Source organism: Halorhodospira sp. 9622, assembly GCF_022228025.1.
In the GTDB taxonomy this organism is placed as follows: domain Bacteria; phylum Pseudomonadota; class Gammaproteobacteria; order Nitrococcales; family Halorhodospiraceae; genus Halorhodospira; species Halorhodospira halophila_A.
Map to the genome: position 1 here is coordinate 137,058 of NZ_JAJNRE010000003.1, position 21,715 is coordinate 158,772.

The following is a 21,715-nucleotide window of genomic DNA, read 5'->3' on the forward strand; positions in this document are numbered from 1 at the left end:
GTAACGCGTCCAGCCTTCAGGCCGGTTCCTGCAGCGACCGGTGCTCGAAGCCGGCCACGGCGCCAACCCGCTCCAGGGCATCGACGCCGAGCGCCGCGGCGGCGTCGGCCAGCGCCCCGGCGCCGGGCAGGCGAACCCCGGGGGCGATCTCAAGCAGCGGATGGACCACGAACGGCCGCCGGGCCAGCTCCGGATGCGGCACCTGCAGCCGCGGCTCCTCCACCTGCATCTGACCGTAGAGCAGCAGGTCCAGATCCAGGGTCCGCGGCCCCCAGCGCACCCCGTCGCGCCGCCGCTGCTGCGCGGCCTCAATGCCGAGCAGGGCGTCGAGCAGGGCCAGCGGGCCCAGCCGCGTCTCCAGCGCCGCCACGGCGTTGATGAAATCGGGCTGTGCCGGCACGCCCGGCGCCTGCAGCGCCGGGTTGCGGTAGAGGCTGGAGACGGCCTGGACCCGGCAGTCGGCGAGCAGATCCAGGCGCACCACCGCCCGCTCGACCTGCCGGCGCGGCTGCTCGAGGTTACTGCCCAGGCCGACGTAGGCCGTGATGGCCGTGCTCATTCCGCCGACTCCTCCGGGGTCGACGCCGCGGTGCCATTCCCGCCACCCTCGCCATTGCCCTTGCCACGGCCCCGGCCGCCGCGCCGGCGCCGCCCACCGCGGCTGCTCTTTTTCTTCTGCGAGGGCGGGCGCTCGGGCTGCTCCTGGAACTCGCGCCACCACTGCGCCAGCTCGGCGGGGGCGTCACCCGCCCCGGCGCGCAGCTCGAGGAAGTCGTAAGCGGCGCGGAAGCGCGGATGCCCGAGCAGCCGCTGTGCCCGCTTGCCACCGCGCCGCGCGAAACGCGGCTGCAGGGTCCAGATCTCGCGCATGGGGATGCTGAAACGCTTGGGCAGCGCGATGCGCGCCTGCTGCATGGCCTGCACCTCGGCGGCCGCCTGCTGCAGCGCCGGGATCGGCGCCTCGCCGGCCTCGACCAGATCGGCCTCGCGCCGACGGACCGCCGGCCAGAGCAGCGCCGCAAACAGGAAGGCCGGGGTCACCGGCTTGTCGGCGCCGATGCGCTCGTCGGTATTGCGCAGCGCCGCGGCGATGAACGGCACCCACTGCTCGTTGCCCTCATCCTCCAGCGCCTCGGCGGTCAGCGGCAGCAGCGAATCGAACAGCCCATAGTGGCGCAGCATCTCGAAGGCATCCAGCGCGTCGCCGGACATGAACAGCTTCAGCGCCTCGTCGAAGAGCCGCGCCGGAGGCATGTCGGCCACGCTGCCGGCCATCTCGTGCATCGGCGCCGCCGTCTCCGGATGGATGCGGAAGCCGAGCTTCAGGGCGAAACGCACGGCACGCAGCATGCGCACCGGGTCCTCCTGGTAGCGCTCGCGCGGATCGCCGATCAACCGGATGACCCCGGCCTCCAGATCGTCCATGCCGCCGGCGTGATCGACCACGGAGAAGTCGTCGATGTTGTAGTAGAGGGCGTTGACGGTGAAATCGCGGCGCAGGGCATCCTCGGCCAATGTGCCGTAGACGTTGTCACGGACAATGCGGCCGTTCTCGATCACCCGCTCGCCGTCGGCACCATCGCCATCGCCGTCGCCATCGCCGTCCTCCGGCGGATGCAGGGCGCGGAAAGTGGCCACCTCGATGATCTCGGCGCCGAAGTGGACGTGAGCCAGGCGGAAGCGCCGGCCGATGAGCCGGCAGTTGCGGAAGAGCCTGCGCACTTCCTCGGGCCGGGCGTCGGTGGCCACATCGAAGTCCTTGGGCTCGCGGCCGAGCGAGAGGTCGCGCACCCCGCCACCGACCATGTAGGCCTGGTAGCCGGCGTTGCGCAGACGATAAAGGACTTTCAGGGCGTTATCGCTGATGTCCGCGCGCGAGATGCTGTGCGCATCCCGGGGGATGATGGTTGGCTCGGCTTCGGCCAGCCGTTGAAGTTGGAGACCATTGTCGGACGTAATGGCTAACCACCCTTGTGTGAGTGACGAAGATCGTTATAATACCACCCTCGTTGCTGACGGTTGAGCCGTACAGGACGAGACAGCGCTCCCATCGTCTAGCGGTTAGGACGCCGCCCTCTCAAGGCGGAAACAGGGGTTCGAATCCCCTTGGGAGCGCCACCTTACTCCTCTCTTCTTGAGCCGCGCAGCGGCCTCCCGGGTCCGCGCGCCTGCTGCCGGGAATCCCGACGTGAGCAAGACCGCCCTTGACGCCCCCAGCCGAGTCCTACGCGGCGGCCGTGTCTTCTCCGCCTTCGGCCTGCGAATCGGGGCACTCCTCTACGACCTGCTGCTCGTCGTCTCGATCATCTTCCTCGGCAGTGCGGTCTTCCTGCCGGTTTCGGGGGGTGAGGCGCCGGCGCCGGGCACTTGGCTGTCGGTCGCCTATCAGGTCTATCTGCTGGCGCTGGTCTATCTCTTCTTCGTGCTCTTCTGGACCCGTGGCGGCCGGACGCTGGGAATGCTGGCGTGGCGGCTGCGGGTGGTTAACGCCGAGGGGGTGCCGCCGACGCTGGGTCAGGCGAGCGCGCGTTTTGTGGCCGCGGGGCTGTCCTGGGCGCTGCTGGGTCTGGGCTTCGTTTGGGCGCTGTTCGATGCGGAGCATCGGGCGTTGCACGATCGTCTGGCGGGGACTTGGCTGATTCGCGAGCCCCACGAGGGTTGATGCGGGTCGAGGGCTGACGGCGCCCGCGCGTGGTGCCCGCGCTTTGGGGCGGCCGGGGTTTGGGGCGCCGCTGTGCGCGCCGCTGCCCGGGTCGGCTGACGGCGCCCGCGCTTGGCGCCCGCCCGATCGGTGCCCGCGCCTTGGAGCGGCCGGGGTTCGGGGCGCCGCTGTGCGCGCCGCTTCGCGGTCCCCTGCGCGGCTCGCCCGAGCGGGTCGCTCGCTTAACTCGCTCCGCTGACGCTTCGCTCGGACAAAACCTCGCTAAAAGCGCCGACGCGCGGCGTCGGCGCTTTTCCCCGCTCGGGCTGCGCTGCTCGGCGCGCCCAGAAAGGCGCCCCGAACCCCGGCCGCCCCAAGGCGCTCTAGCCGTCGGCGACGCTTCCCCTATCGCCCCCGGTATGGGGTGTGGCCATCAAGGATCTCGATTGCCTCGGCAACCCGCTCGCGCTCTCGGGTGAGGAAGTCGGCCACTGCGTCGCGCAGCCCGGGGTGGGCGATCCAGTGGGCGGCGTAGGTCGGTACCGGGGCGTAACCCCGCTGGAGCTTATGCTCGCCCTGGACGCCCGCCTCGACCCGCGGCAGGCCGGTCGCGATGGCCCGCTCGATGGCCTGGTAGTAACAGAGTTCGAAGTGCAGGTACGGGACCCGCTCGCGGACGTCCAGCCGGCAGCCCCAGTTGCGCCCGTAGAGCGCGTCGGTGCCGAAAAGGTGCAGCGCACCGGCGATCCATGCCCCGTCCAGGCGCGCCATGACCCAGAGGGTGCGGTCACCGAGCCGTGCGGCCAGCTCGTCGAAGAAGCGGCGTGTCAGGTACCCCGGGCCAAGCTTTTGCCAGCAAGTTTGCTGATAGAGCCGGTCAAAGGCGTCCAGATGCTCGGCACCGACCTCGTCGCCGCTCAGCGCGTGGATCTCCACCCCGCTCGCCGCCAAGGCGCGGCGCTCGCGGCGGATCTCCTTGCGCCGACGTTGGCTGAGGTGGGCGAGGAAATCCTCGAAGTCCCGGTAGCCCGCGTTGTGCCAGTGGTACTGGTGGGCAGTCCGCTGGAGCCAGCCGAACTCGCCGAGAACCTCCCACTCCTCGCGCCGCGGGAAGGTGATATGCACCGAGGAGAGGCCGAGTTCGGCGCAGATCCGTGTCAGCTCACCGGCCAGGGCACGGCGGATGGCTTCCGGTTCCGCGGCATCGGGGTGAACGGCCAGACGCGGCCCGGTGACCGGGGTGAAGGGAACAGCAACCTGGAGCTTGGGATAGTAACGTCCGCCGGCGCGCTCGAAGGCGTCGGCCCACCCCCAATCGAAGATGAACTCGCCGAAGGAGTGGTCTTTGATGTAAGCCGGACAAACGCCTTGTGCGGTCCCGCCGGGGCCGCGGGCCAACAGATGGCAGGGCTGCCACCCGGTGGCGGTGGTGGCCGAACCGCTGCGCTCCAGGGCGGCCAAGTAGCCGTAGCTCGTGAACGGATCCTGTTCCCCGGCGCAGGCATCCCACTCAGCCGCCGGGACCTGCTCGATGCTCGCAAGGCGCTCGATGGCGATCACCCGTTGTTCCCTCATCCTCCCGATCGGCCCGGGGTCTGCCCGTCTGTCTGGGTGGTCAACGTAACTTTCGGCCATGATGGGCGTTCGAAGCCGCATGATCGGCGCACCCGCGCTGGGGGATTCCCGGCCTTCCGCATGCGGGGTGGCACGACAGCCGAAGCGCCTTGGGGCGGTCGGGGTTCGGGGCGCCTTTCTGGGTGCGCCGAGCAGCGCAGCCCGAGCGGGGAAAAGCGCCGACGCCGCGCGTCGGCGCTTTTAGCGAGGTTTTGTCCGAGCGAAGCATCAGCGGAGCGAGTTAAGCGAGCGACCCGCTCGGGCGAGCCGCGCAGGGGACCGCGAAGCGGCGCGCACAGCGGCGCCCCGAACCCCGGCCGCTCCAAGGCGCGGGCACCGATCGGGCGGGCGCCAAGCGCGGGCGCCGTCAGCCGACCCGCGCAGCGGCGCTCACAGCGGCGCCCCGGACCCCGGCCGCTCCAAGGCGGGGGCACCAAGCGCGCGGGCACCAAACGGCCACCCGCTAACGAACCCGCAGCGTTCCCCACAGCCCCAGCGCCGCAAAGGCCAACACCGGCAACAGCGCCGACAGCGACGGCGGCACCCCATAAACCACCCCCGCCTGCCCCAGCGCCCGATTGAGCAAGAAGAACGCCACCCCCACCAGCACACCAATGACAATCCGCTGCCCCGCCCCCGACGAACGTACCGCCGTGAATACCAGCGGAATGGTCACCAGCAACATCGCCAACGTCGCCAGCGGCGTCGCCACCTTCTCCCAAAGCGCCAACCGATACGGCCCGCTGTCGAGTTCATTGGCCTCCAGATAGCGGATGTACGTCCACAGCTCCGGCACCGGCAGCGTCGAGGGATCCGCCACCACCACGGCGAGCACCTCCGGGCTCAGCGCCCCCTCCCACGACCACTGCGCCAGCTCCCGGCGCTCCAGCTGATGCTCGCCGTAGACCGTCTTGACCACGTCCTCGAGCCGCCACTGTCCGTCGTGGTAGTGGGCGCCCTCGGCATCGATCCGCTCGGTCAGACGCCCCTCGACGAAGCGGAAGAGCGTCACCGACTCCAGGTGGGACGCCGAGCGCGGCCGCTCGGCGCGCAGGAAATCCCGCCCATCCCGGGCCCACAGCGCCCCGTCCGGTCCGGTGCGCAGCTCGTCGGCCTCGGACAGCCCGCGCACCGCCGCGGCCTGCCGCTCGGCCGGCGGCACCACCAACTCGCCCACCGCCGTCGCCAACAGGGCCAGGATCACCCCACCAACCAGCACCGCACCGGCGATCTGCACCACCGAGACCCCGGCGGCGCGCATGGCAGTCAGCTCCTGCCGGGCGGCCAGGGCACCCAGACCCATCAGGGCGCCGATGAGCGTTGCGAAGGGGAAGGCCTCGTAGGCCAGCGCCGGCGCCTCGAGCAGGGCCTTGAGCAGCGTGGTGGGGGTATCCAGGTCGTCGTCGGCGACCCCGTCGACCATGCTAAAGACAAAATCCAGAGCGAGGATGGCGGCCAGGGCAACCAAGGACGCCGCGATAACCGTCCGCGCCAGGTAACCGGTGAGGATGCGCATCAGCCACGCCCCCGGGCCGCCGACCGCAGCCAACCCGGCCCAGCGCCGAAGCGCCGGCGGGTCCAGAGCACCACGGCCACCCCAGCCAGGACGTGGACCCACCACAGCCCCAGGGGGGCCGGCACGATACCCGCCTCCAGCCACTCGCGTCCGCTGCTCAGCAGCTGGAAATAGGCGACGAAGACCAGCACCGCGCTGAGCAGCTTGCCGTAGCGGCCATCGCGGGGCTCAGCCTTAGCCAGCGGCACCGCCAGCAGGCTCAGCACCACCACCATCACCGGCATGGAAAGCCGCCACTCGATCTCGGCCCGGTCCTGCAACCCGCCGGCGGCCCACAGCTCACCCATCGGCGTGCCCTCGCGGTCGCGGCTCACCTCCCGCGGCGTGCGGGTGTCGATCAACAGCCCGTGGCGATCGAAAGCCGTCACCCGCCAGTCCAGCTGCCCCGGATGACCGTCGTAACGGTACCCGTCCTCAAAGACGAAGAAACGCTGCCCCGTCTCCGGGTCGATCAGCTGCCGGCCCCGGTCAGCGCGGATGACGGTCTCCAGCTCGCCATCGCGGGCGTGGGCGAAGACCTCGCGCAGCACGCCGTCGCCCTCGGTACGGCTGGCGTAGACCGTGCCGGCGTCACCGCCGCCGATGAACCGGCCGGCCTGCAACGCACCGAGATCCGCGGTGCGCGCCGCCTGTTCGGCGTAGACATCAGCGGTGTGCGAGGCCCACGGTGCCGCCACGGTGGACAGCCCCCCCACGGCCAGCGCGACCGGCACGGCGAGGAGCAACAGCCCGCGCATCTGTCGCCCGGGGCCAACCCCGCAGGCGGCGAGCACGGGCAGCTCGCTGTCGCGGTAGAGCCGGCCCAGCGCCAGGACGATGCCGAGGAACAGCGCCGCCGGGATCACCACACCCAGATAGCGCAGGATCTGCAGGCCCATGAGCACGGCCACCGCCTCGCCGGGCAGATCCCCACCGGCGGCATCGGCCAGGTAGTCGATGAGCTGGTTCGCCGACAGGACCGCGAAGAGAACGGCGAGCACGGCCAGCGCCGCCCAGGCCGCCTCGCGGACCAGATAGCGATCGATGATGGTCAGACCCAAGGGTGACGGCCCCATCCCGGCGTGCGCTGCAAAAAAGCTACACGATTCCGTAGACTGTGCGTCTGCGCAAGGCAACCGACGCAGCGCGGCCGAGCATAACCGAGCCAGCGCGCGGTGACGAGGGCACGGGAGGCTTCATGGAGCTCAGGACCAAAAGCGGCGATCCGGCACGGCAACGCACGGCGTGCGTGGTAGTGGGCGTCTACGAGCGCCGACGGATGAGCGAGGCAGCACGGGCGGTGGATACCGCCAGCGACGGCTACATCAGCCATCTGCTGCGCCGGGGGGATCTCGACGGCGAGGCCGGGCAAACCCTGCTGCTGCCCGACTGCCCCGGGGTGCGCACCGACCGCGTGCTGCTCGTCGGCTGCGGGCGCGAGCGCGACTTCAGCGAGCGCACCTACCGCAAAGCCGTCGCCGCCGCCGCCCGCGCCCTGGAACAGGCCGGCACCGGCGAGGCGACCCTGTTCCTGCCCGAGCTGCCGGTCCGCGGCCGCGACGTGGCCTGGCGCGTGGCCACCGCGGCCGAGCTGCTCGAGACCACGCTCTACCGCTTCGACGCCTACAAGAGCGACCCGCGCCCGCCGCGCCGCCCGCTGCGCCAAGCCACACTGGCCGTGCCGCGCCGCGCCGATCTGCGTCGCGCCCAGCCGGCCCTGACGCTGGGCCAGGCCGCCGGACGCGGCGCCAACTTCACCCGCGACCTGGGCAACACCCCGGCGAACATCTGCACCCCCGGCTATCTGGGCGAGCAGGCCGAGGCGCTGGCCGAGCGCTTTGACAGCGTCCACGCGGAAGTCCTTGGCCCGGCGCAGCTCGAAGAGCAGGGCCTGGCGGCCCTGATGGCCGTGGCCCGGGGCGCCGAGACGCCGCCCCGGCTGATCGTGATCCATTACCGCGGCGGCGCCGACGATCAGGCGCCGGTGGCGCTGGTCGGCAAGGGCATCACCTTCGACAGCGGCGGCATCTCCATCAAGCCGTCGACGAGCATGGACGAGATGAAGTACGACATGTCCGGCGCCGCCGCCGTCTTCGGCGCCGTCCACGCCGCCGCCGAAGCGCAGCTGCCGCTCAATCTGGTGGCCATCATCCCGGCCACCGAGAACATGCCCGACGGCCGCGCCACGCGCCCCGGGGACATCATCGACAGCCTGGACGGCCAGCGCATCGAGGTGCTCAACACCGATGCCGAGGGCCGGCTGGTGCTGGCCGACGGCCTGGCCTACGCCCGGCGTCTGGAGCCGAGCGAGGTGGTCGACGTGGCCACCCTCACCGGCGCGGCCATCGTCGGACTCGGCCACCATCGCCACGCGTTGATGGGCAACGCCCCGGGGCTGGTGCGCGACCTGCTGCAGGCCGGCGAGCGCGCCGCCGACCGCGGCTGGGAACTGCCCCTGGACGAGGAGTACGACGAGCAGCTGCGCTCGCCCTTCGCCGACGTGGCCAACATCGGCGGGCAGCCGGCGGGCACCATCACCGCCGGCTGCTTCCTGCAGCGCTTCGCCCGCGGACTGCGCTGGGCGCACCTGGACATTGCCGGCACGGCCTGGAAAAGCGGTGAGCACAAGGGCGCCACCGGCCGTCCGGTCCCGCTGCTCACTCACTTCCTCGCCGGCCGTGCCGGCTGGACCCTGTGAGCCGGGTCGACTTCTACATCCTCGGCGGTCCCGGTGCGGCGCTGCGCGAGCGCTTCGCCTGCCGGCTCGCCGAGAAGGCGTACGAAAACGGCTACGGCGTGCTGCTGCTCACCGAGGACGACGAACAGAGCGAGCGGCTCGACGCCCTGCTGTGGACCTTCCGCCAGGGCAGCTTCGTCCCCCACGCCACCCTCGCCGCCCGCGACGGCGAACCGGTGGCGGTGGGCCGCGACGAGCACGCCGCCGACGACGCCGTGCTGGTCAACCTCACCGAGCACACCCCGGCCACCTGGCGGGAGCGCCGGCGCGTGGCCGAGGTGGTCGACCAGCGCGAGGCGGTCCTGCGCGCCAGCCGCCAGCGCTACCGCCTCTACAAGGAGGCCGGCTGCGAGCCGCACACCCACCGCATCGAGGAGGGGCGCCGATGAACCCGTCCAACGACGAGCCGCAACCGCCGCTGCTCTATGACGTCGTCGTCCCCGGCGAGCAGGTGCGCGCCAACGACGGCCCGTGGCTGCGTCCCGAGGCCGACGGCGACGCCCCCGGGGAGCAGCCGCAGCCGCCCTTCGCGGAGGCGGCAGCAGCGCCCGCCGCCTCCGAGCCCTCAACGGCGCATGATGCCGCGCAAGCGCCGCCGGCCGGAGCGGCGCCCCCCCTAACCGCGGCGCAGCGCGCCGATATCGAGCGCCACGCCACCCGGGAGCTGGCCCGGCACCTGCGCAGTGAACTCGAGCGCCGCCTGCCCGACGCCCTGCGCGAGGCCGAGGCGCCCATCCGCAAGGCGGTGGACGATGCGCTGATCGACGCCGTGGCGGCCAGCCGCCGCCAGCAGCCGCCGGAGGAGCCGAGCGGCGGCTCCGGGGGCACCACCCCCGGAGCGGACGACTCCGAATATCCGAACACGAACCAACCCGCACCGAATCGCTGAGGATCGAGGCCCCGATGGAGAAGACGTACGACCCGAGCGCAATCGAGTCCCGACTCTACGAGCTCTGGGAGCAGGGCGGCCACTTCGCCCCCTCCGGCGAGGGCAGCCCGTACTGCATCATGATCCCGCCGCCGAACGTCACCGGCACCCTGCACATGGGGCACGCCTTCCAGGACACAGTGATGGACGCCCTGGTGCGCTACCACCGCATGGAGGGCCACAACACCCTCTGGCAGCCGGGCACCGACCACGCCGGGATCGCCACGCAGATGGTCGTCGAGCGCCAGCTCGAGGCCGAGGGGCTGAGCCGCCACGACCTGGGCCGCGAACCATTCCTGGAGCGCGTCTGGCAGTGGAAGGCGGAGTCCGGCGGCACCATCCAGAACCAGCTGCGCCGCATGGGCGCCTCCGTGGACTGGAGCCGCGAGCGGTTCACCATGGATGAGGGCCTCTCCGAGGCGGTCACCGAGGTCTTCGTCCGCCTCTACGAGGAGGACCTGCTTTACCGCGGCGAGCGCCTGGTCAACTGGGACCCGGTGCTGCACACCGCCGTCTCGGACCTGGAGGTGGTCTCCGCCGAGGAGCAGGGCCACATCTGGCACATGGTCTACCCCCTCGCCGACGGCAGCGACTCCGTGGTGGTGGCCACCACCCGCCCGGAGACCATGCTCGGCGACACCGCCGTGGCGGTGAATCCGGAGGACGAGCGCTACACCCACTTGATCGGCAAGAGCGTGCGCCTGCCCCTGGTCGGCCGCGAGATCCCGATCATCGGCGACGACTACGTCGACCCGAGCTTCGGCAGCGGCTGCCTGAAGATCACCCCGGCCCACGATTTCAACGACTTCGCCGTCGGCGAGCGCCACGGCCTGGCGCGGATCAACGTCCTGACCGAGGATGCGCGCATCAACGACAACGCCCCGGAGCGCTATCAGGGCCTGGATCGCTACGAGGCGCGCGAGCGGGTGGTCGAGGACCTGCGCGCCGAAGGCCTGCTCCAGCAGGTCGAGGACCACAAGCTGATGGTCCCCCGCGGCGATCGCAGCGGGGCGGTCATCGAGCCGTACCTGACCTGGCAGTGGTTCGTGCGCGCCGAGCCCCTCGCCCGCCCGGCCATCCAGGCCGTCGAAGACGGGCGCATCCGCTTCATCCCCGGCAACTGGGACAAGACCTACTACGAGTGGCTGCGCAACATCGAGGACTGGTGCATCTCGCGGCAGATCTGGTGGGGCCACCGCATCCCGGCCTGGTACGACGAGCAGGGCCGCGTGTACGTTGGCCGCTCCGAGGCCGAGGTCCGCGAGCGCCACGGCCTGGGCGACGCGGTGCTCACCCGCGACGAGGACGTCCTCGACACCTGGTTCTCCTCCGCCCTGTGGCCCTTCTCGACCCTGGGCTGGCCGCAGGAGACCGAGGCACTGCGCACCTTCTATCCGACCTCGGTGCTGGTCACCGGCTTCGACATCATCTTCTTCTGGGTGGCCCGGATGATCATGTTCGGGCTGCACTTCATGGGCGACGTCCCCTTCCGCGAGGTCTACATCCACGGCCTAGTCCGCGATCCGGAAGGGCAGAAGATGTCCAAGTCCAAGGGCAACGTCCTCGACCCGCTGGACATCGTCGACGGCATCGACCTGGAATCGCTGGTGGCCAAGCGCACCGCCGACATGATGCAGCCACAGCTGGCCGAGCGCATCGAGCAGATGACCCGCCGCCACTACCCGGAGGGCATCAAGCCCCACGGCACCGACGCGCTGCGCTTTACCTTCGCCTCGCTGGCGACCACCGGGCGCGATGTCGTCTTCGACCTCGGCCGCGTGGAGGGCTACCGCAACTTCTGCAACAAGCTCTGGAACGCCGCCCGCTACGTGCTGATGAACACCGAGGGCGCCGACTGCGGCAGCGGCGGGCCGGTGGAGCTGGGCGCGGCCGAGCGCTGGATCCGCTCGCGGCTCGATCGCACCGTCGCCGAGGTCCGTCAGGCCTTTGCCGACTACCGCCTGGACCAGGCCGCGCAGGCGATCTACGAGTTCACCTGGGACGAGTACTGCGACTGGTATCTGGAGCTCTCCAAGCCGGCCCTGCGCGAGGGCACCGAGGCCCAGGCCCGCGGCACCCGCCAGACGCTGATCCAGGTCCTCGAGGAGCTGCTGCGCCTGACCCATCCGCTGATGCCCTTCATCACCGAGGCGATCTGGCAGCGCGTCGCCCCGGTGGCCGGCATCACCGGTGAGACCATCATGCGCCAGCCCTACCCGACCCCGCTGGCCGAGCGGCGCGATGAGACCGCCGAGGCGGAGATCGACTGGGTGCAGCGGGTGATCCTCGGCGTGCGGCGGATCCGCGGCGAGATGGACATCTCACCGAGCCGGCCGGTGCCGGTGCTGCTGCGCCACGCCGGCGAGCGCGACCGCACCCGCCTGGCCGAGCACGAGGGATTCGTCACCACCCTGGCCCGGCTCGAGTCGATCCGCATCCTCGAGGCCGACGAGCAGCCGCCGGAGTCGGCCCTCGCCCTGGCCGGCGAGATGGAGGTCCTGGTGCCCATGGCCGGGCTGGTGGACAAGGACGCCGAACTCGCCCGCCTGGCCAAGGAGCGCGCCCGGCTCGAGGGGGAGATCGAGCGCGCCGAGAAGAAACTCGGCAACGAGAGCTTCGTCGCCAAGGCGCCGGCCGAGGTGGTGGACAAGGAGCGGGCGAAGCTCACCGAGGCGCAGCAGGCGCTGGAGAAGGTCGCCGAGCAGGAGCGGCGGGTGGAGGCGCTCTAGAACGGGGGCGTCACCACCCTGGCCATGATCAGCGCATCCTCACGGCCGGAGGGGACCGGATAGTAGTCCGGCCGCCGGCCCACCTCATGGAAGCCGTGGCGCTCGTAGAGGGCGATCGCCGCGGTGTTGGAGGGTCGCACCTCCAGGAAGAGGTTCTCGGCCTGCATCACCTCGGCGCGCTCGACGGCCACGCGCAGCAGATGAGCGGCGATGCCCTGGCGCCGCCACTCGGGGTCGACGCAGATATTGAGGATGCTCCCCTCGCCGCCGGCGCAGCTGACCACCAGGTAGCCGAGGAGCTCGCGCCCGTGCGCTTGGACGAAACAGCCGTAGCCGGCCGCCATGCAGTCGCGGAAGATGCGTCCGCTCCAGGGATAGGCCACCGAGCGCTGCTCGATGGCGAGCACAGTACGAAGATCCTCGTAGGTCATCGGCCGGGGTTTGCCGATTGAATCCGCCATGGCTGTTTCTTGCTTGTTATGGGCAGCCCCGGAAGCACTACTGCATCCGTACGATCGCGAAGATCGCCGCCAGGATCACGGCCGTCTGCCCGGCAAGTAGACCGACCAGCCAACGCAGGACGCTGGAGCGCAGCTGCTCGATCTCCTTTTGCAACCGCAGTTCCGTCTCGCGCAGGTGCGTCTGTGTCGCCAGGTCCTTGACCTCCGGATCCTTGACCTCCGGATAGCGCTCCTCCATACGCTCGAACGCCTCCGCAATCAGACGCGCGCGCGTTTTATCGTCAGGCGCGGAGGCCAGCTGCTCGTAGAGTTCGACAACGGAAGTCATGCCTTCGACGCTAGCACCAGCGAGATCCGACGGCAACGCGGTAGGCCCTGGGCATCGGCCGCCGCTCTATCCCACCTGCTTGGGCACCGAGTCGTTCTCCACCAGCGCGCGGATCCGCTTGAGATCCTGCCACACCTTGGCCTTCTCACCGGGGGAGCGCAGCAGGTAGGCCGGGTGGTAGGTCACCCAGACCGGGATCGACTGCTCGCCGTAATGGTGGAGCTGCCCGCGCAGCTTGGCCAGCGGTGCTTTCGTTTCCAGCAACTGCTGTGCTGCCACCCGCCCGAGGGCGACGATGGCCTTCGGCTCCAGGAGCTCGAGCTGCCGGCGCAGGTAGGGGGTGCAGGCGGCCACCTCGTCGGGCCGCGGATCGCGATTGCCCGGCGGCCGGCACTTGACGATGTTGCCGATGTAGACCCCGCCGCGGTCGCGGCCGCGATCGATGGCGGCGAGCATGGCATCAAGGAGCTGCCCGGCGCGGCCGACGAAGGGCTCACCCTGACGATCCTCCTCCGCACCGGGCCCCTCGCCGATGATCACCAGATCCGCCTGCCGATCACCAACCCCGAAGACTGTCTGCGTGCGCCCCTCGCAGAGCTTGCAGGCCTGACACCCGGCCACCCGCGCCGCCAGGGCGTCCCAGTCGAGGCCGTCGCAGTCGTTGCTCGGATCGGCCGGCGCCGCGGGGGCAACCGGCTCCGGTGCGGCGGCAGCCTGCCCGCCCGTCTTGTCCTCGGGGGTCGCGGTGGCGGAGGCATCGGACGTCGCCGGCACCGCACTCTCTGCGGCACCACGCTCCGGCGGATGGCCGTCGACCGCCGTCCGCGCCGGGCCGTCACCGGCGGCGCCGGCGGCAGTCGACGCCAACGGCGCCTCCGGCTCTAGCACGGCGGCGTCGCGGGGGATGTAGCAGTCCACCCCCAGCCGGCGCAGGTAGCTGAGCCGCCGGGTATCCACGCCCTAGACGTCCGCGGCCTGGGGGTGGCGCCGATCCGGCGAGGCGAGGAGCTTGTTCAGGGCGTTGATGTACGCCTTCGCCGAGGCGATGACGATGTCCACATCGGCGCCCTGGCCGTTGGCCACGCGGCCGCCGCGCTCCAGCCGCACGGTGACCTCACCCTGGGAGTCGGTGCCGGAGGTGATGTTGTTCACCGAGTAGAGCAGCAGCTCGGTGCCCGACTGCACCAGCGAGTCCACCGCCATGAACGCCGCATCCACCGCACCGCTGCCCGGGGCCACGGCCTGGCGCTCCTCGCCGTCGATCAGCAGCGAGACGGTGGCCTCCGGCTGCTCGCCGGTCTCGGAGCAGACGTGCAGCGAGAGCAGCCGGATGCGCTCGTTCTCCAGCGCCGCGCCGGCCTCGGTGACCAGCGCCTGCAGGTCCTCGTCGAAGATCTCGTGCTTCTTGTCGGCCAGCGTCTTGAAGCGCGCGAAGGCCTCGTTGAGCTGCTCCTCGGAGTCGAGGTGGATGTCCAGCTCCTCGAGCCGCGAGCGGAAGGCGTTGCGGCCGGAGTGCTTGCCCAGGACCATGCGGTTGGTGTGCCAGCCGACGTCCTCGGCGCGCATGATCTCGTAGGTCTCGCGGTGCTTGAGCACGCCGTCCTGGTGAATGCCGGACTCGTGGGCGAAGGCGTTGACGCCGACGATGGCCTTGTTCGGCTGCACGTGGAAGCCGGTGATGTTGGCCACCAGCTTCGACGTAGGCACGATCTCGCGCGCGTTGATCCGCGTCGAGCAGGAGAAGACGTCCTGGCGGGTCTTGACCGCCATGACCACCTCCTCGAGCGCGGCGTTGCCGGCGCGCTCGCCCAGACCATTGATGGTGCACTCCACCTGCCGCGCCCCGGCCTGGACCGCGGCCAGGGAATTGGCCACCGCCACGCCCAGGTCGTTGTGGCAGTGCACCGAGAAGACCGCCTTGTCCGAGTTGGGGATGCGCTCGCGCAGGGTGCGGATCAGCCCGCCGAACTGCTCCGGCAGGTTGTAGCCCACCGTATCCGGGATGTTGATCGTCCGCGCGCCGGCGTCGATGGCCGCCTCGATGATCCGGCAGAGGAAATCGTGCTCGGAGCGCCCGGCGTCCTCCGGCGAGAACTCCACGTCGTCGCACAGCTGCCGGGCCAGACTCACCGCGTGCACCGCCGCATCCACCACCTGATCCGGGGTCATGTGCAGCTTGTTCTGCATGTGGATCGGCGAGGTGGCGATGAAGGTGTGGATGCGCCCGGCCTCGGCCTGGGCCAGGGCCTCGCCGGCGGCGTGGATATCGGGATCCCGGGCCCGGGCCAAGGCGCAGACCCGGCTCTCCTTGATGGCCTCGGCCACGGCCCGGACGCTCTCGAAGTCGCCGCTGCTCGCCGCCGGGAAGCCGGCCTCGAGGACGTCGACGCGCATGCGCTCAAGCCCCTTGGCGATGCGCACCTTCTCCTCGCGGGTCATGGAGGCGCCGGGGCTCTGCTCCCCGTCGCGCAGCGTGGTATCGAAGATGTAGAGATGGTCGCTTGCACCCATGGCTGCTCAGCCCTGTGTCGTGGCGGCCTACGCCGCCGAATGGAATACGTTCACGGCGCCGCCGCGGGCGCCCGTGCAGAAACGGTCTTGGGGAAGGATTCGAGCCGGCCGTCAGGCCGGCAGTCGATCCCCGCCGCGCAGGCGGGCGTTGCTAAGCAGCCGCACGCCGCCGGCGCCGCTGCAGCGAAGCCAGCGGACGTGGGGCGCGGGATTGGCCGGGCAGGTATTCATGATGCCTTCGAATATATCGCCGCAGCGCCGCCCGGGCAAGCGTTCAGGCGCGCCGGTGGCGACGCCGGCGGCGCAGCCGCAGCACGGTCAGCACCGGGCCGGAGAACATGTAGATCAAAAAGCCCAGACAGATCGCCGTCGGCGGGTGCACCGCCACCAGCGCCATGGCCAGCACCAGCCCCACCACCGAGGTGAACCGCACCCGGTAGCGGAAGTCGAGCTCCTTGAAGCTCTCGTAACGGACGTTGCTGACCATCAGCACCGCCCCAAGCACCACCACCACCCCCACCGGGATGGCGGCCTCAAGCCCGGTCAGCCCGATACGGTCGCCGAACCAAACCAGACCGACCACCGCCCCGGCCGCCGCCGGACTGGGCAGCCCCTGGAAGTGGCGCTTGTCGTCCACCCCGCTCTGGGTGTTGAACCGCGCCAGGCGCAGCGCGGCCCCGGCGACGAAGAGGAAGGCCACCAGCCAGCCAACGTTATCCCAGGGCGTGCCGGCGCCGGTGTTGCCCAGCGCCCACAGGAAGGCCACCGCCGCCGGGGCGAGGCCGAAGCTGACCATATCGGCCAGGGAGTCGTACTGCACCCCGAAGTCGCTCTGCGTCCCGGTCAGCCGCGCCACCCGGCCGTCGAGGCCGTCGAAGACCATGGCCACCAGCACGGCCACCGCGGCGCGACCGAACTCGCCGTCGATGGCGGAGATCACCGCCATGAAGCCGAAGAACAGGCACCCCGTGGTGAACAGGTTCGGCAGCAGGAAGATGCCGCGGCGACGGACCCGCTTATTCATGCCGCGCCCCCGGCGCCGTATCCAGCGGGAGGCCGTCGGCGTTCCAGGCCATCACCCCGCCCTGCAGGTTGAAGACCGGCTCGAAGCCGTGCCGGGTGAGCAGGTGCGCCGCGCCGGCCGAGCGCATGCCGCTATGGCAGTAGACCACCACGGGACCACCATCCGGGCAGTGGCCGCGCAGCTCCTGCAGACGCCGACGCAGTTGATGCTTGGGGATGTGCACGGCGCCGGGGAGGACGCCGCCGCGGACCTCGGGACCGGTCCGCACATCGAGGAACAGCGTCTCGCCGTCGTTGACCCGGCGCACCGCCTCGGCCACCGGCAGCGGCCGATAGCGACGCGTCAGGCGACGCCAGAGCAGCCGCCCGCCGAGCACCGCCACGGCGGCGATCGCGACGAAACGGACAGGGTCCTGCTCGATCCAGTGAAGCAGCTCGGTCATGGGGCTCCCGGCGCCACCGGCGGGCGGGCCCGACGGGCCCGCCCCACGCGCGGACGCTGGCTCAGTCGCGGTCGACCAGCTTGTTGGCCGCGATCCACGGCATCATGCCGCGCAGACGCTCGCCCACCTCCTCGATGGGGTGCTCGGCGGCCAGCCGGCGGCGGGCGTGCAGGGTCGGCGCGCCGGCCTTGTTCTCCAGCACGTACTCCTTGGCGAAGTCGCCGTTCTGGATCTCCTCGAGGATCTCGCGCATCGCCTCGCGGGACTCCTCGTTGATGACCCGCGGGCCGCGGGTGAAGTCGCCGTACTCGGCGGTGTTGGAGACCGAGTAGCGCATGTTCGCCAGGCCGCCCTCGTAGAGCAGATCCACGATCAGCTTGGTCTCGTGCAGGCACTCGAAGTACGCCATCTCGGGGGCGTAGCCGGCCTCCACCAGCGTCTCGAAGCCGGCCTCGATCAGCGCGGCGATGCCGCCGCAGAGCACGGTCTGCTCACCGAAGAGGTCGGTCTCGGTCTCCTCGCGGAAGGAGGTCTCGATGATCCCGGAGCGGCCGCCGCCGTTGGCCACGGCGTAGGCCAGGGCGATCTCCTTGGCCTGGCCGCTGGCGTCCTGCTCGATGGCGATCAGCGACGGCACGCCGGCGCCGGCGACGTAGGTCGAGCGCACGGTGTGGCCGGGGCCCTTGGGGGCGATCATGATCACGTCGTGATTGGCCGCCGGCTGGATCTGGCCGTAGTGGACGTTGAAGCCGTGGGCGAAGGCGATCGCCGCGCCCTCCTTGAGGTTCGGCGCCACCTGCTGGTGGTAGATATCCGGCGCCGCCTCGTCGGGGACGAGCATCATCACCACGTCGGCCCCCTGGGTGGCCTCCTCCACCGAGGCGACCTCCAGGCCGGCCTCCTGGGCCTTCGCCGCCGAGCCCGAGCCCGGGCGCAGGCCCACGACCACGTTGACGCCGGACTCCTTGAGGTTGTTGGCGTGCGCATGGCCCTGGGAGCCGTAGCCGATGATCGCCACGCGGCGGCTGGTGATCAGCGAAAGATCGGCGTCCTGATCGTAATAGACCTTCATGTTTCCCCCTGAACGGATTCGCGAGTCCGCCCGCCGCCGGGCGGGCGGGGATGAGACGGGACGGCGCTAGACGCGCAGATGGCGCTCGCCGCGGCTGATGCCGATGACACCGGAGCGGACCACCTCCAGGATGTTGCTCGGGCCGATGGCCTCGATGAAGGCGTCGAGCTTGTCGCTCGTGCCGGTCATCTCGATGGTATAGATCTTCTCGGTGACGTCGAGGATGCGGCCGCGGAAGATGTCCGTCAGGCGCTTGAACTCCTCGCGCTGCTCGGCGACGCCGGCGGTGACCTTGATCAGCATCATCTCGCGCTCGATGTGCTTGCCCTCGGTCATGTCCACGACCTTGATCACATCGAGCAGCTTGTTCAGCTGCTTGATGATCTGCTCGATGATCTGGTCGTCGCCGATGGTGACCAGGGTCAGCCGCGAGATGCTCGGGTCATCGGTGGGGGCGACCGTCAGGCACTCGATGTTGTAGCCACGGGCCGTGAACATGCCCGAGATGCGCGACAGCGCACCGGACTCGTTCTCCACCAGCATCGAGATGATGTGCCGCATGTAGCTCTCCCCCGGACCGCAATGTGCGGAGTAAATGCGGGAAAATACTGGCCGGTGGGGCGGAGGTCAAGCGGAGCGGGGACCCTCCACCACTGACCAACGCACGGGCAGCCTCCACAACCCACAACCACCGGACACCCCGTTTCGACTGGGGCCAAGAGATCGAGGGGCCGCCCAGCCGCAGAGCGACCTGCGGATACCTTGCCCTTACTCCGGCGAAATCAACTGCTCAGCGGCGTCTTCGGACCAGTAGACGACGCGATCCAGCGGGGCCCGATCCGTCGGCACCTCCACCGGCTGCGCGGTATCTAGGGCCTCTCCATTGCGTTCGCGGACATCGGCCACAAGGGCCTCCATGCCGCCTTCCGGCTCGTCCGCGCCCATGCGCGCGAGGAGCGTCTCCAGCTGCTCGCGGAGTTCTTGTGCGCTGTCTACCCGAAGCTTCAGGGGTTCGCTAGCGCTCTTGGGACGGTGCGCCTGGACGAACGCCCCGCCACTGTGGACAACGAGATCGTACCCGCTGACAAGATCACCGCCGCCCTCCACCTCGACCTGCTGAGCCGTCGCCGCCTGCGGCACGCCGAGCCGCTCGGCCTGCGCTTCGGTGGCCCGGACCTGATAGACGCCGGGAGGGAGCTGATCCAGGAGGTAGAGCCCGTCGAAGGCGCTGGTATCCTGCTGCACCACCTCGCCGGTCTCCTGGTTGACCGCTTCGAGTTCGAAGCCGGAGACCTCGCTTCGACGGCCGTCGCCGTCCTCGCGATAGACGATACCGTCGATCTCGCCGGTCACATGCAGATCGACGTCCACATCCAGCACCCGCCCAGGGCGCGGGGTAAAGCTGTAGCCCCGCTGTGCCGGGCGCACGAACGGGTCTTCGATGGAGCTGATATCCACCTCCAGATTGACGCGCTCGTGGGGGCGGATCCGCGGGACCCAGGCCTCCCCGCTGTCATCGCTTTTGCCGCAATGGAAACCGGCGCACACCTCGACCCCCTCGGCGGGCTCACCATCCAGGCGGACATCGGCCACGGCCGCTCCGCGGTCGTAGCCGCGCCCGGCCGCCGGATCGAGGGTCCACCCCCCGTCCGGATGCGGCAGCCCCCCGATATCCAGACCGGCGAAGACCCGCCAACCTCCTTCGGTGTCAGCCTCGGCGCGGCTGGTCAGCCGCCAGTAGGAACCACCGCGCCGGGAGAGCCCGATCCGTACATCATGGGGATCGTCATTGAACGAGCCGGTCAGCTGCGTATCCATCCGCCAGTCCTGGGCGAGCTGACGCGAGTAGCCGACCTCGGCGGCCTCGACCTCGGCCCCCGGGGCGAGGCGGTAGTCGGCACCGAACTCGAGGCGCCCCGAATGCGCGTGCCCTCGGCGCAGCCGGATCTGGCCACTGGCTGTGCGGTCGCGGCCGTCGCCGTCCCGGGCGCTCAGCCGGTTGGTGATCCGCTGATCCCCCACGCGCATACTCTCGCGGGTGCGCAGCCGGTGCCGTTCGCGCCCGTCTTCATCCCGCTCGAACTGGTACCGCAGCCGTGAGCGCAGCCCACCGATCGAGCCGGAGGCCTCCAGCTCATGCCGCTGGGCAAGACCATCCGGCAACTCCGGGGTGTTGAGCCCGTTAACCTGGTCCGTCTTGTAGCTGAGATCCCAGGCACCGAGCGCACGGGTCGCGGCGAACCGCCAGGCCTGTTCGCCGGTGTCGTTCGCCGCTGCGCGCAGCCGCATCCACAGCCCGAAGGCGCTCAGGGAGAGATCCGCCGCGCCCACATCCTGCTCGGGGGCCACGTCTTGCCCCCCCGGCACGAACCGGTGCACATCGGCGCCAGCGGCCAAGCTGGGCGTAATCCCCACCTCGGCGCGGGCACTGGACCAACTCGCGCGATCTCGCTCCGTGGCGCGGTACAGGCTGCGCCCGGGGCTGCCGGCGTCCAGCGTATAGTGCACCGTCCCCGGCGGCAGCAGACCGGGACCGATCTCGATGGTCCTGCGTCGGGTTTCGCGCTCGCCGTGGGGGCCGTAGAGCTCGATCTCATAACGGTTGGTGCCGGGGAACGCATCGATCTGTGTAAATTCGAAGCGCCCGTCCTCATCGACCTCCTGAAAATCGATCAGATCCCCCTCACGATAGAGCTCCGCTGCCCAGCCTGCGGGGGCCTCCCCGTCGATCACATGGTCCGAAAACGTGGCTTGGGCGGCACCCTCCGGACGGTTGGTGACACTAACTCCGGCCCCGGTTCGCCGGCGGCGGACGAGATCGTGCCCAGTCAGGGTCGTGCGCCCGAGTTCGTAACGCTGCAGGTACGAGCGGTCGAACTCCCGCGCCAGGGTGCCATCGAACCGCCGCACCCCCTGGTCGTCCGTCATCTGGACCCGCCATTGCGACTCGTGCCAGAACAGATCCCCGGCCACTCCCAGGTCGCCGCGGCTACGGCCGCCGGCCTCATCCAGGGACTGGCTCATCGATAAGGACCAGGCCGGCCGGGAGACCGCCCGGGGCGGGTGCTCGCGCCGTGGCAGCCAGTCTTCGCCCCCTGCGCGCCCCGACTCGCCACTGAAGCTCTCCCAGCGCGCCTCTCGTTCCAGTCGCGTCAGGATGGGCAGTGATTCCCCGGCCGTTGCCTGGATCGCGCTCTGATGGGACTGGTATTCCAGCTCCAGGGGGATGATCGAGGTGAGCACGTCCTCGCGCAGATAGATATCGCTGTGCTCCTCGATGTATTCAGAGCTCGCAAGCTCGCGACGCTGATCGCCCAACCGCCACTCGCGGCGATCGAGGGAGAATTCGAACTCCCGCTCGGGATCAAGGACCCAGCCCTGCGCCTCACCGGCAAGCGGGTCGACCTCGATATCCAACTCCAGGTGGCGTGCGAGCTGATCCAGAGGATAGAAGATCCGGTCGTCCTTACGGATCAAATATTCGCTATCCGCAAGGACGTGGCCCTCCAACTCCAGCCGGACCACCATCTCCTCGCGGCCAACGTCCTCTTCAGACTCCAGGCTGTCGAGAGAGAGCGGGGAGGCCGATACCCCGTTGCACAGGACGACGACCGTCCAAAGCAGAGGGAACCACCGACCGCCGCGGGCCATAACGCCACCTCGGTGTCCCACT

19 protein-coding genes and 1 tRNA gene are annotated in these 21,715 nt (G+C 70.2%); 6 read left to right on the top strand and 14 right to left on the bottom strand.

Annotation, left to right across the window (positions count from 1 at the left end):
- Nucleotides 1–16 precede the first annotated feature (16 nt).
- On the bottom strand, nucleotides 17–559 hold the full coding sequence (gene folK, locus LRG07_RS02885) for a 2-amino-4-hydroxy-6-hydroxymethyldihydropteridine diphosphokinase (RefSeq protein WP_201241347.1): 543 nt from the start codon (nucleotides 557–559) through the stop codon (nucleotides 17–19).
- On the bottom strand, nucleotides 556–1,866 hold the full coding sequence (gene pcnB, locus LRG07_RS02890; RefSeq protein WP_346655019.1) for a polynucleotide adenylyltransferase PcnB: 1,311 nt from the start codon (nucleotides 1,864–1,866) through the stop codon (nucleotides 556–558). The genes folK and pcnB overlap by 4 nt, the downstream gene beginning before the upstream one ends.
- 177 nt (nucleotides 1,867–2,043) lie before the next feature.
- Here pcnB and LRG07_RS02895 point away from each other — a divergent pair.
- Together LRG07_RS02895 and LRG07_RS02900 are read left to right on the top strand one after the other, a co-directional pair.
- A tRNA-Glu gene (locus LRG07_RS02895) sits at nucleotides 2,044–2,118 on the top strand.
- 70 nt (nucleotides 2,119–2,188) lie between these two features.
- The gene (locus tag LRG07_RS02900) at nucleotides 2,189–2,662 is read left to right on the top strand and encodes an RDD family protein (RefSeq protein WP_201168948.1); all 474 of its coding nucleotides are present in this window, start codon (nucleotides 2,189–2,191) and stop codon (nucleotides 2,660–2,662) included.
- A 384-nt stretch (nucleotides 2,663–3,046) separates the two neighbouring features.
- Here LRG07_RS02900 and LRG07_RS02905 read toward each other — a convergent pair whose 3' ends face one another.
- From LRG07_RS02905 to lptF, 3 genes are all read right to left on the bottom strand, one after another.
- A complete protein-coding gene (locus LRG07_RS02905) occupies nucleotides 3,047–4,216 on the bottom strand; it encodes a GNAT family N-acetyltransferase (RefSeq protein ID WP_238641759.1) in 1,170 nt (389 codons plus the stop codon).
- A gap of 502 nt (nucleotides 4,217–4,718) precedes the next feature.
- Nucleotides 4,719–5,771, bottom strand: a complete 1,053-nt coding sequence (gene lptG / locus LRG07_RS02910) for an LPS export ABC transporter permease LptG (protein WP_238637047.1) — start codon at nucleotides 5,769–5,771, stop codon at nucleotides 4,719–4,721.
- Nucleotides 5,771–6,871, bottom strand: coding sequence for an LPS export ABC transporter permease LptF (gene lptF / locus LRG07_RS02915; RefSeq protein ID WP_238635159.1), 1,101 nt, complete (start codon nucleotides 6,869–6,871; stop codon nucleotides 5,771–5,773). The genes lptG and lptF overlap by 1 nt, the downstream gene beginning before the upstream one ends.
- A 137-nt stretch (nucleotides 6,872–7,008) precedes the next feature.
- Between lptF and LRG07_RS02920 the strand changes: the two genes are divergently transcribed.
- Genes LRG07_RS02920 through LRG07_RS02935 form a run of 4 tightly spaced genes read left to right on the top strand, consistent with a single transcriptional unit; the run spans nucleotide 7,009 to nucleotide 12,204 of the window.
- Nucleotides 7,009–8,508, top strand: coding sequence for a leucyl aminopeptidase (locus LRG07_RS02920; RefSeq protein WP_238641760.1), 1,500 nt, complete (start codon nucleotides 7,009–7,011; stop codon nucleotides 8,506–8,508).
- On the top strand, nucleotides 8,505–8,936 hold the full coding sequence (locus LRG07_RS02925) for a DNA polymerase III subunit chi (RefSeq protein WP_201168955.1): 432 nt from the start codon (nucleotides 8,505–8,507) through the stop codon (nucleotides 8,934–8,936). Before LRG07_RS02920 ends, LRG07_RS02925 begins: the two co-directional genes overlap by 4 nt.
- Nucleotides 8,933–9,436, top strand: coding sequence for a hypothetical protein (locus LRG07_RS02930; RefSeq protein ID WP_238641761.1), 504 nt, complete (start codon nucleotides 8,933–8,935; stop codon nucleotides 9,434–9,436). The genes LRG07_RS02925 and LRG07_RS02930 overlap by 4 nt, the downstream gene beginning before the upstream one ends.
- Before the next feature lie 14 nt (nucleotides 9,437–9,450).
- On the top strand, nucleotides 9,451–12,204 hold the full coding sequence (locus LRG07_RS02935; RefSeq protein WP_238641762.1) for a valine--tRNA ligase: 2,754 nt from the start codon (nucleotides 9,451–9,453) through the stop codon (nucleotides 12,202–12,204).
- Here the strand turns inward: LRG07_RS02935 and rimI are convergent.
- The 9 genes from rimI to LRG07_RS02980 form a co-directional block, all read right to left on the bottom strand.
- Nucleotides 12,201–12,665, bottom strand: coding sequence for a ribosomal protein S18-alanine N-acetyltransferase (rimI, locus tag LRG07_RS02940; RefSeq protein ID WP_238641763.1), 465 nt, complete (start codon nucleotides 12,663–12,665; stop codon nucleotides 12,201–12,203). The genes LRG07_RS02935 and rimI overlap by 4 nt on opposite strands.
- 37 nt (nucleotides 12,666–12,702) lie before the next feature.
- On the bottom strand, nucleotides 12,703–12,993 hold the full coding sequence (locus tag LRG07_RS02945) for a hypothetical protein (protein ID WP_370641483.1): 291 nt from the start codon (nucleotides 12,991–12,993) through the stop codon (nucleotides 12,703–12,705).
- Nucleotides 12,994–13,059: 66 nt separating this feature from the next.
- Nucleotides 13,060–13,950, bottom strand: a complete 891-nt coding sequence (locus LRG07_RS02950; protein ID WP_238637040.1) for a uracil-DNA glycosylase — start codon at nucleotides 13,948–13,950, stop codon at nucleotides 13,060–13,062.
- A gap of 3 nt (nucleotides 13,951–13,953) precedes the next feature.
- Complete coding sequence (locus tag LRG07_RS02955; RefSeq protein ID WP_201168970.1) at nucleotides 13,954–15,504, bottom strand: 2-isopropylmalate synthase; 1,551 nt, start codon at nucleotides 15,502–15,504, stop codon at nucleotides 13,954–13,956.
- A gap of 274 nt (nucleotides 15,505–15,778) precedes the next feature.
- Complete coding sequence (gene pssA / locus LRG07_RS02960) at nucleotides 15,779–16,528, bottom strand: CDP-diacylglycerol--serine O-phosphatidyltransferase (protein ID WP_201243064.1); 750 nt, start codon at nucleotides 16,526–16,528, stop codon at nucleotides 15,779–15,781.
- Nucleotides 16,521–16,970 (bottom strand): rhodanese-like domain-containing protein, encoded by a 450-nt coding sequence (locus tag LRG07_RS02965; RefSeq protein ID WP_201243065.1) that lies wholly within the window; start codon nucleotides 16,968–16,970, stop codon nucleotides 16,521–16,523. The genes pssA and LRG07_RS02965 overlap by 8 nt, the downstream gene beginning before the upstream one ends.
- A gap of 61 nt (nucleotides 16,971–17,031) precedes the next feature.
- Nucleotides 17,032–18,042, bottom strand: a complete 1,011-nt coding sequence (ilvC, locus tag LRG07_RS02970; RefSeq protein ID WP_238641764.1) for a ketol-acid reductoisomerase — start codon at nucleotides 18,040–18,042, stop codon at nucleotides 17,032–17,034.
- A 66-nt stretch (nucleotides 18,043–18,108) separates the two neighbouring features.
- Nucleotides 18,109–18,603 (bottom strand): acetolactate synthase small subunit, encoded by a 495-nt coding sequence (gene ilvN / locus LRG07_RS02975; RefSeq protein ID WP_011813499.1) that lies wholly within the window; start codon nucleotides 18,601–18,603, stop codon nucleotides 18,109–18,111.
- 207 nt (nucleotides 18,604–18,810) lie between these two features.
- Complete coding sequence (locus tag LRG07_RS02980; protein ID WP_238641765.1) at nucleotides 18,811–21,693, bottom strand: carboxypeptidase-like regulatory domain-containing protein; 2,883 nt, start codon at nucleotides 21,691–21,693, stop codon at nucleotides 18,811–18,813.
- Nucleotides 21,694–21,715: the final 22 nt, after the last annotated feature.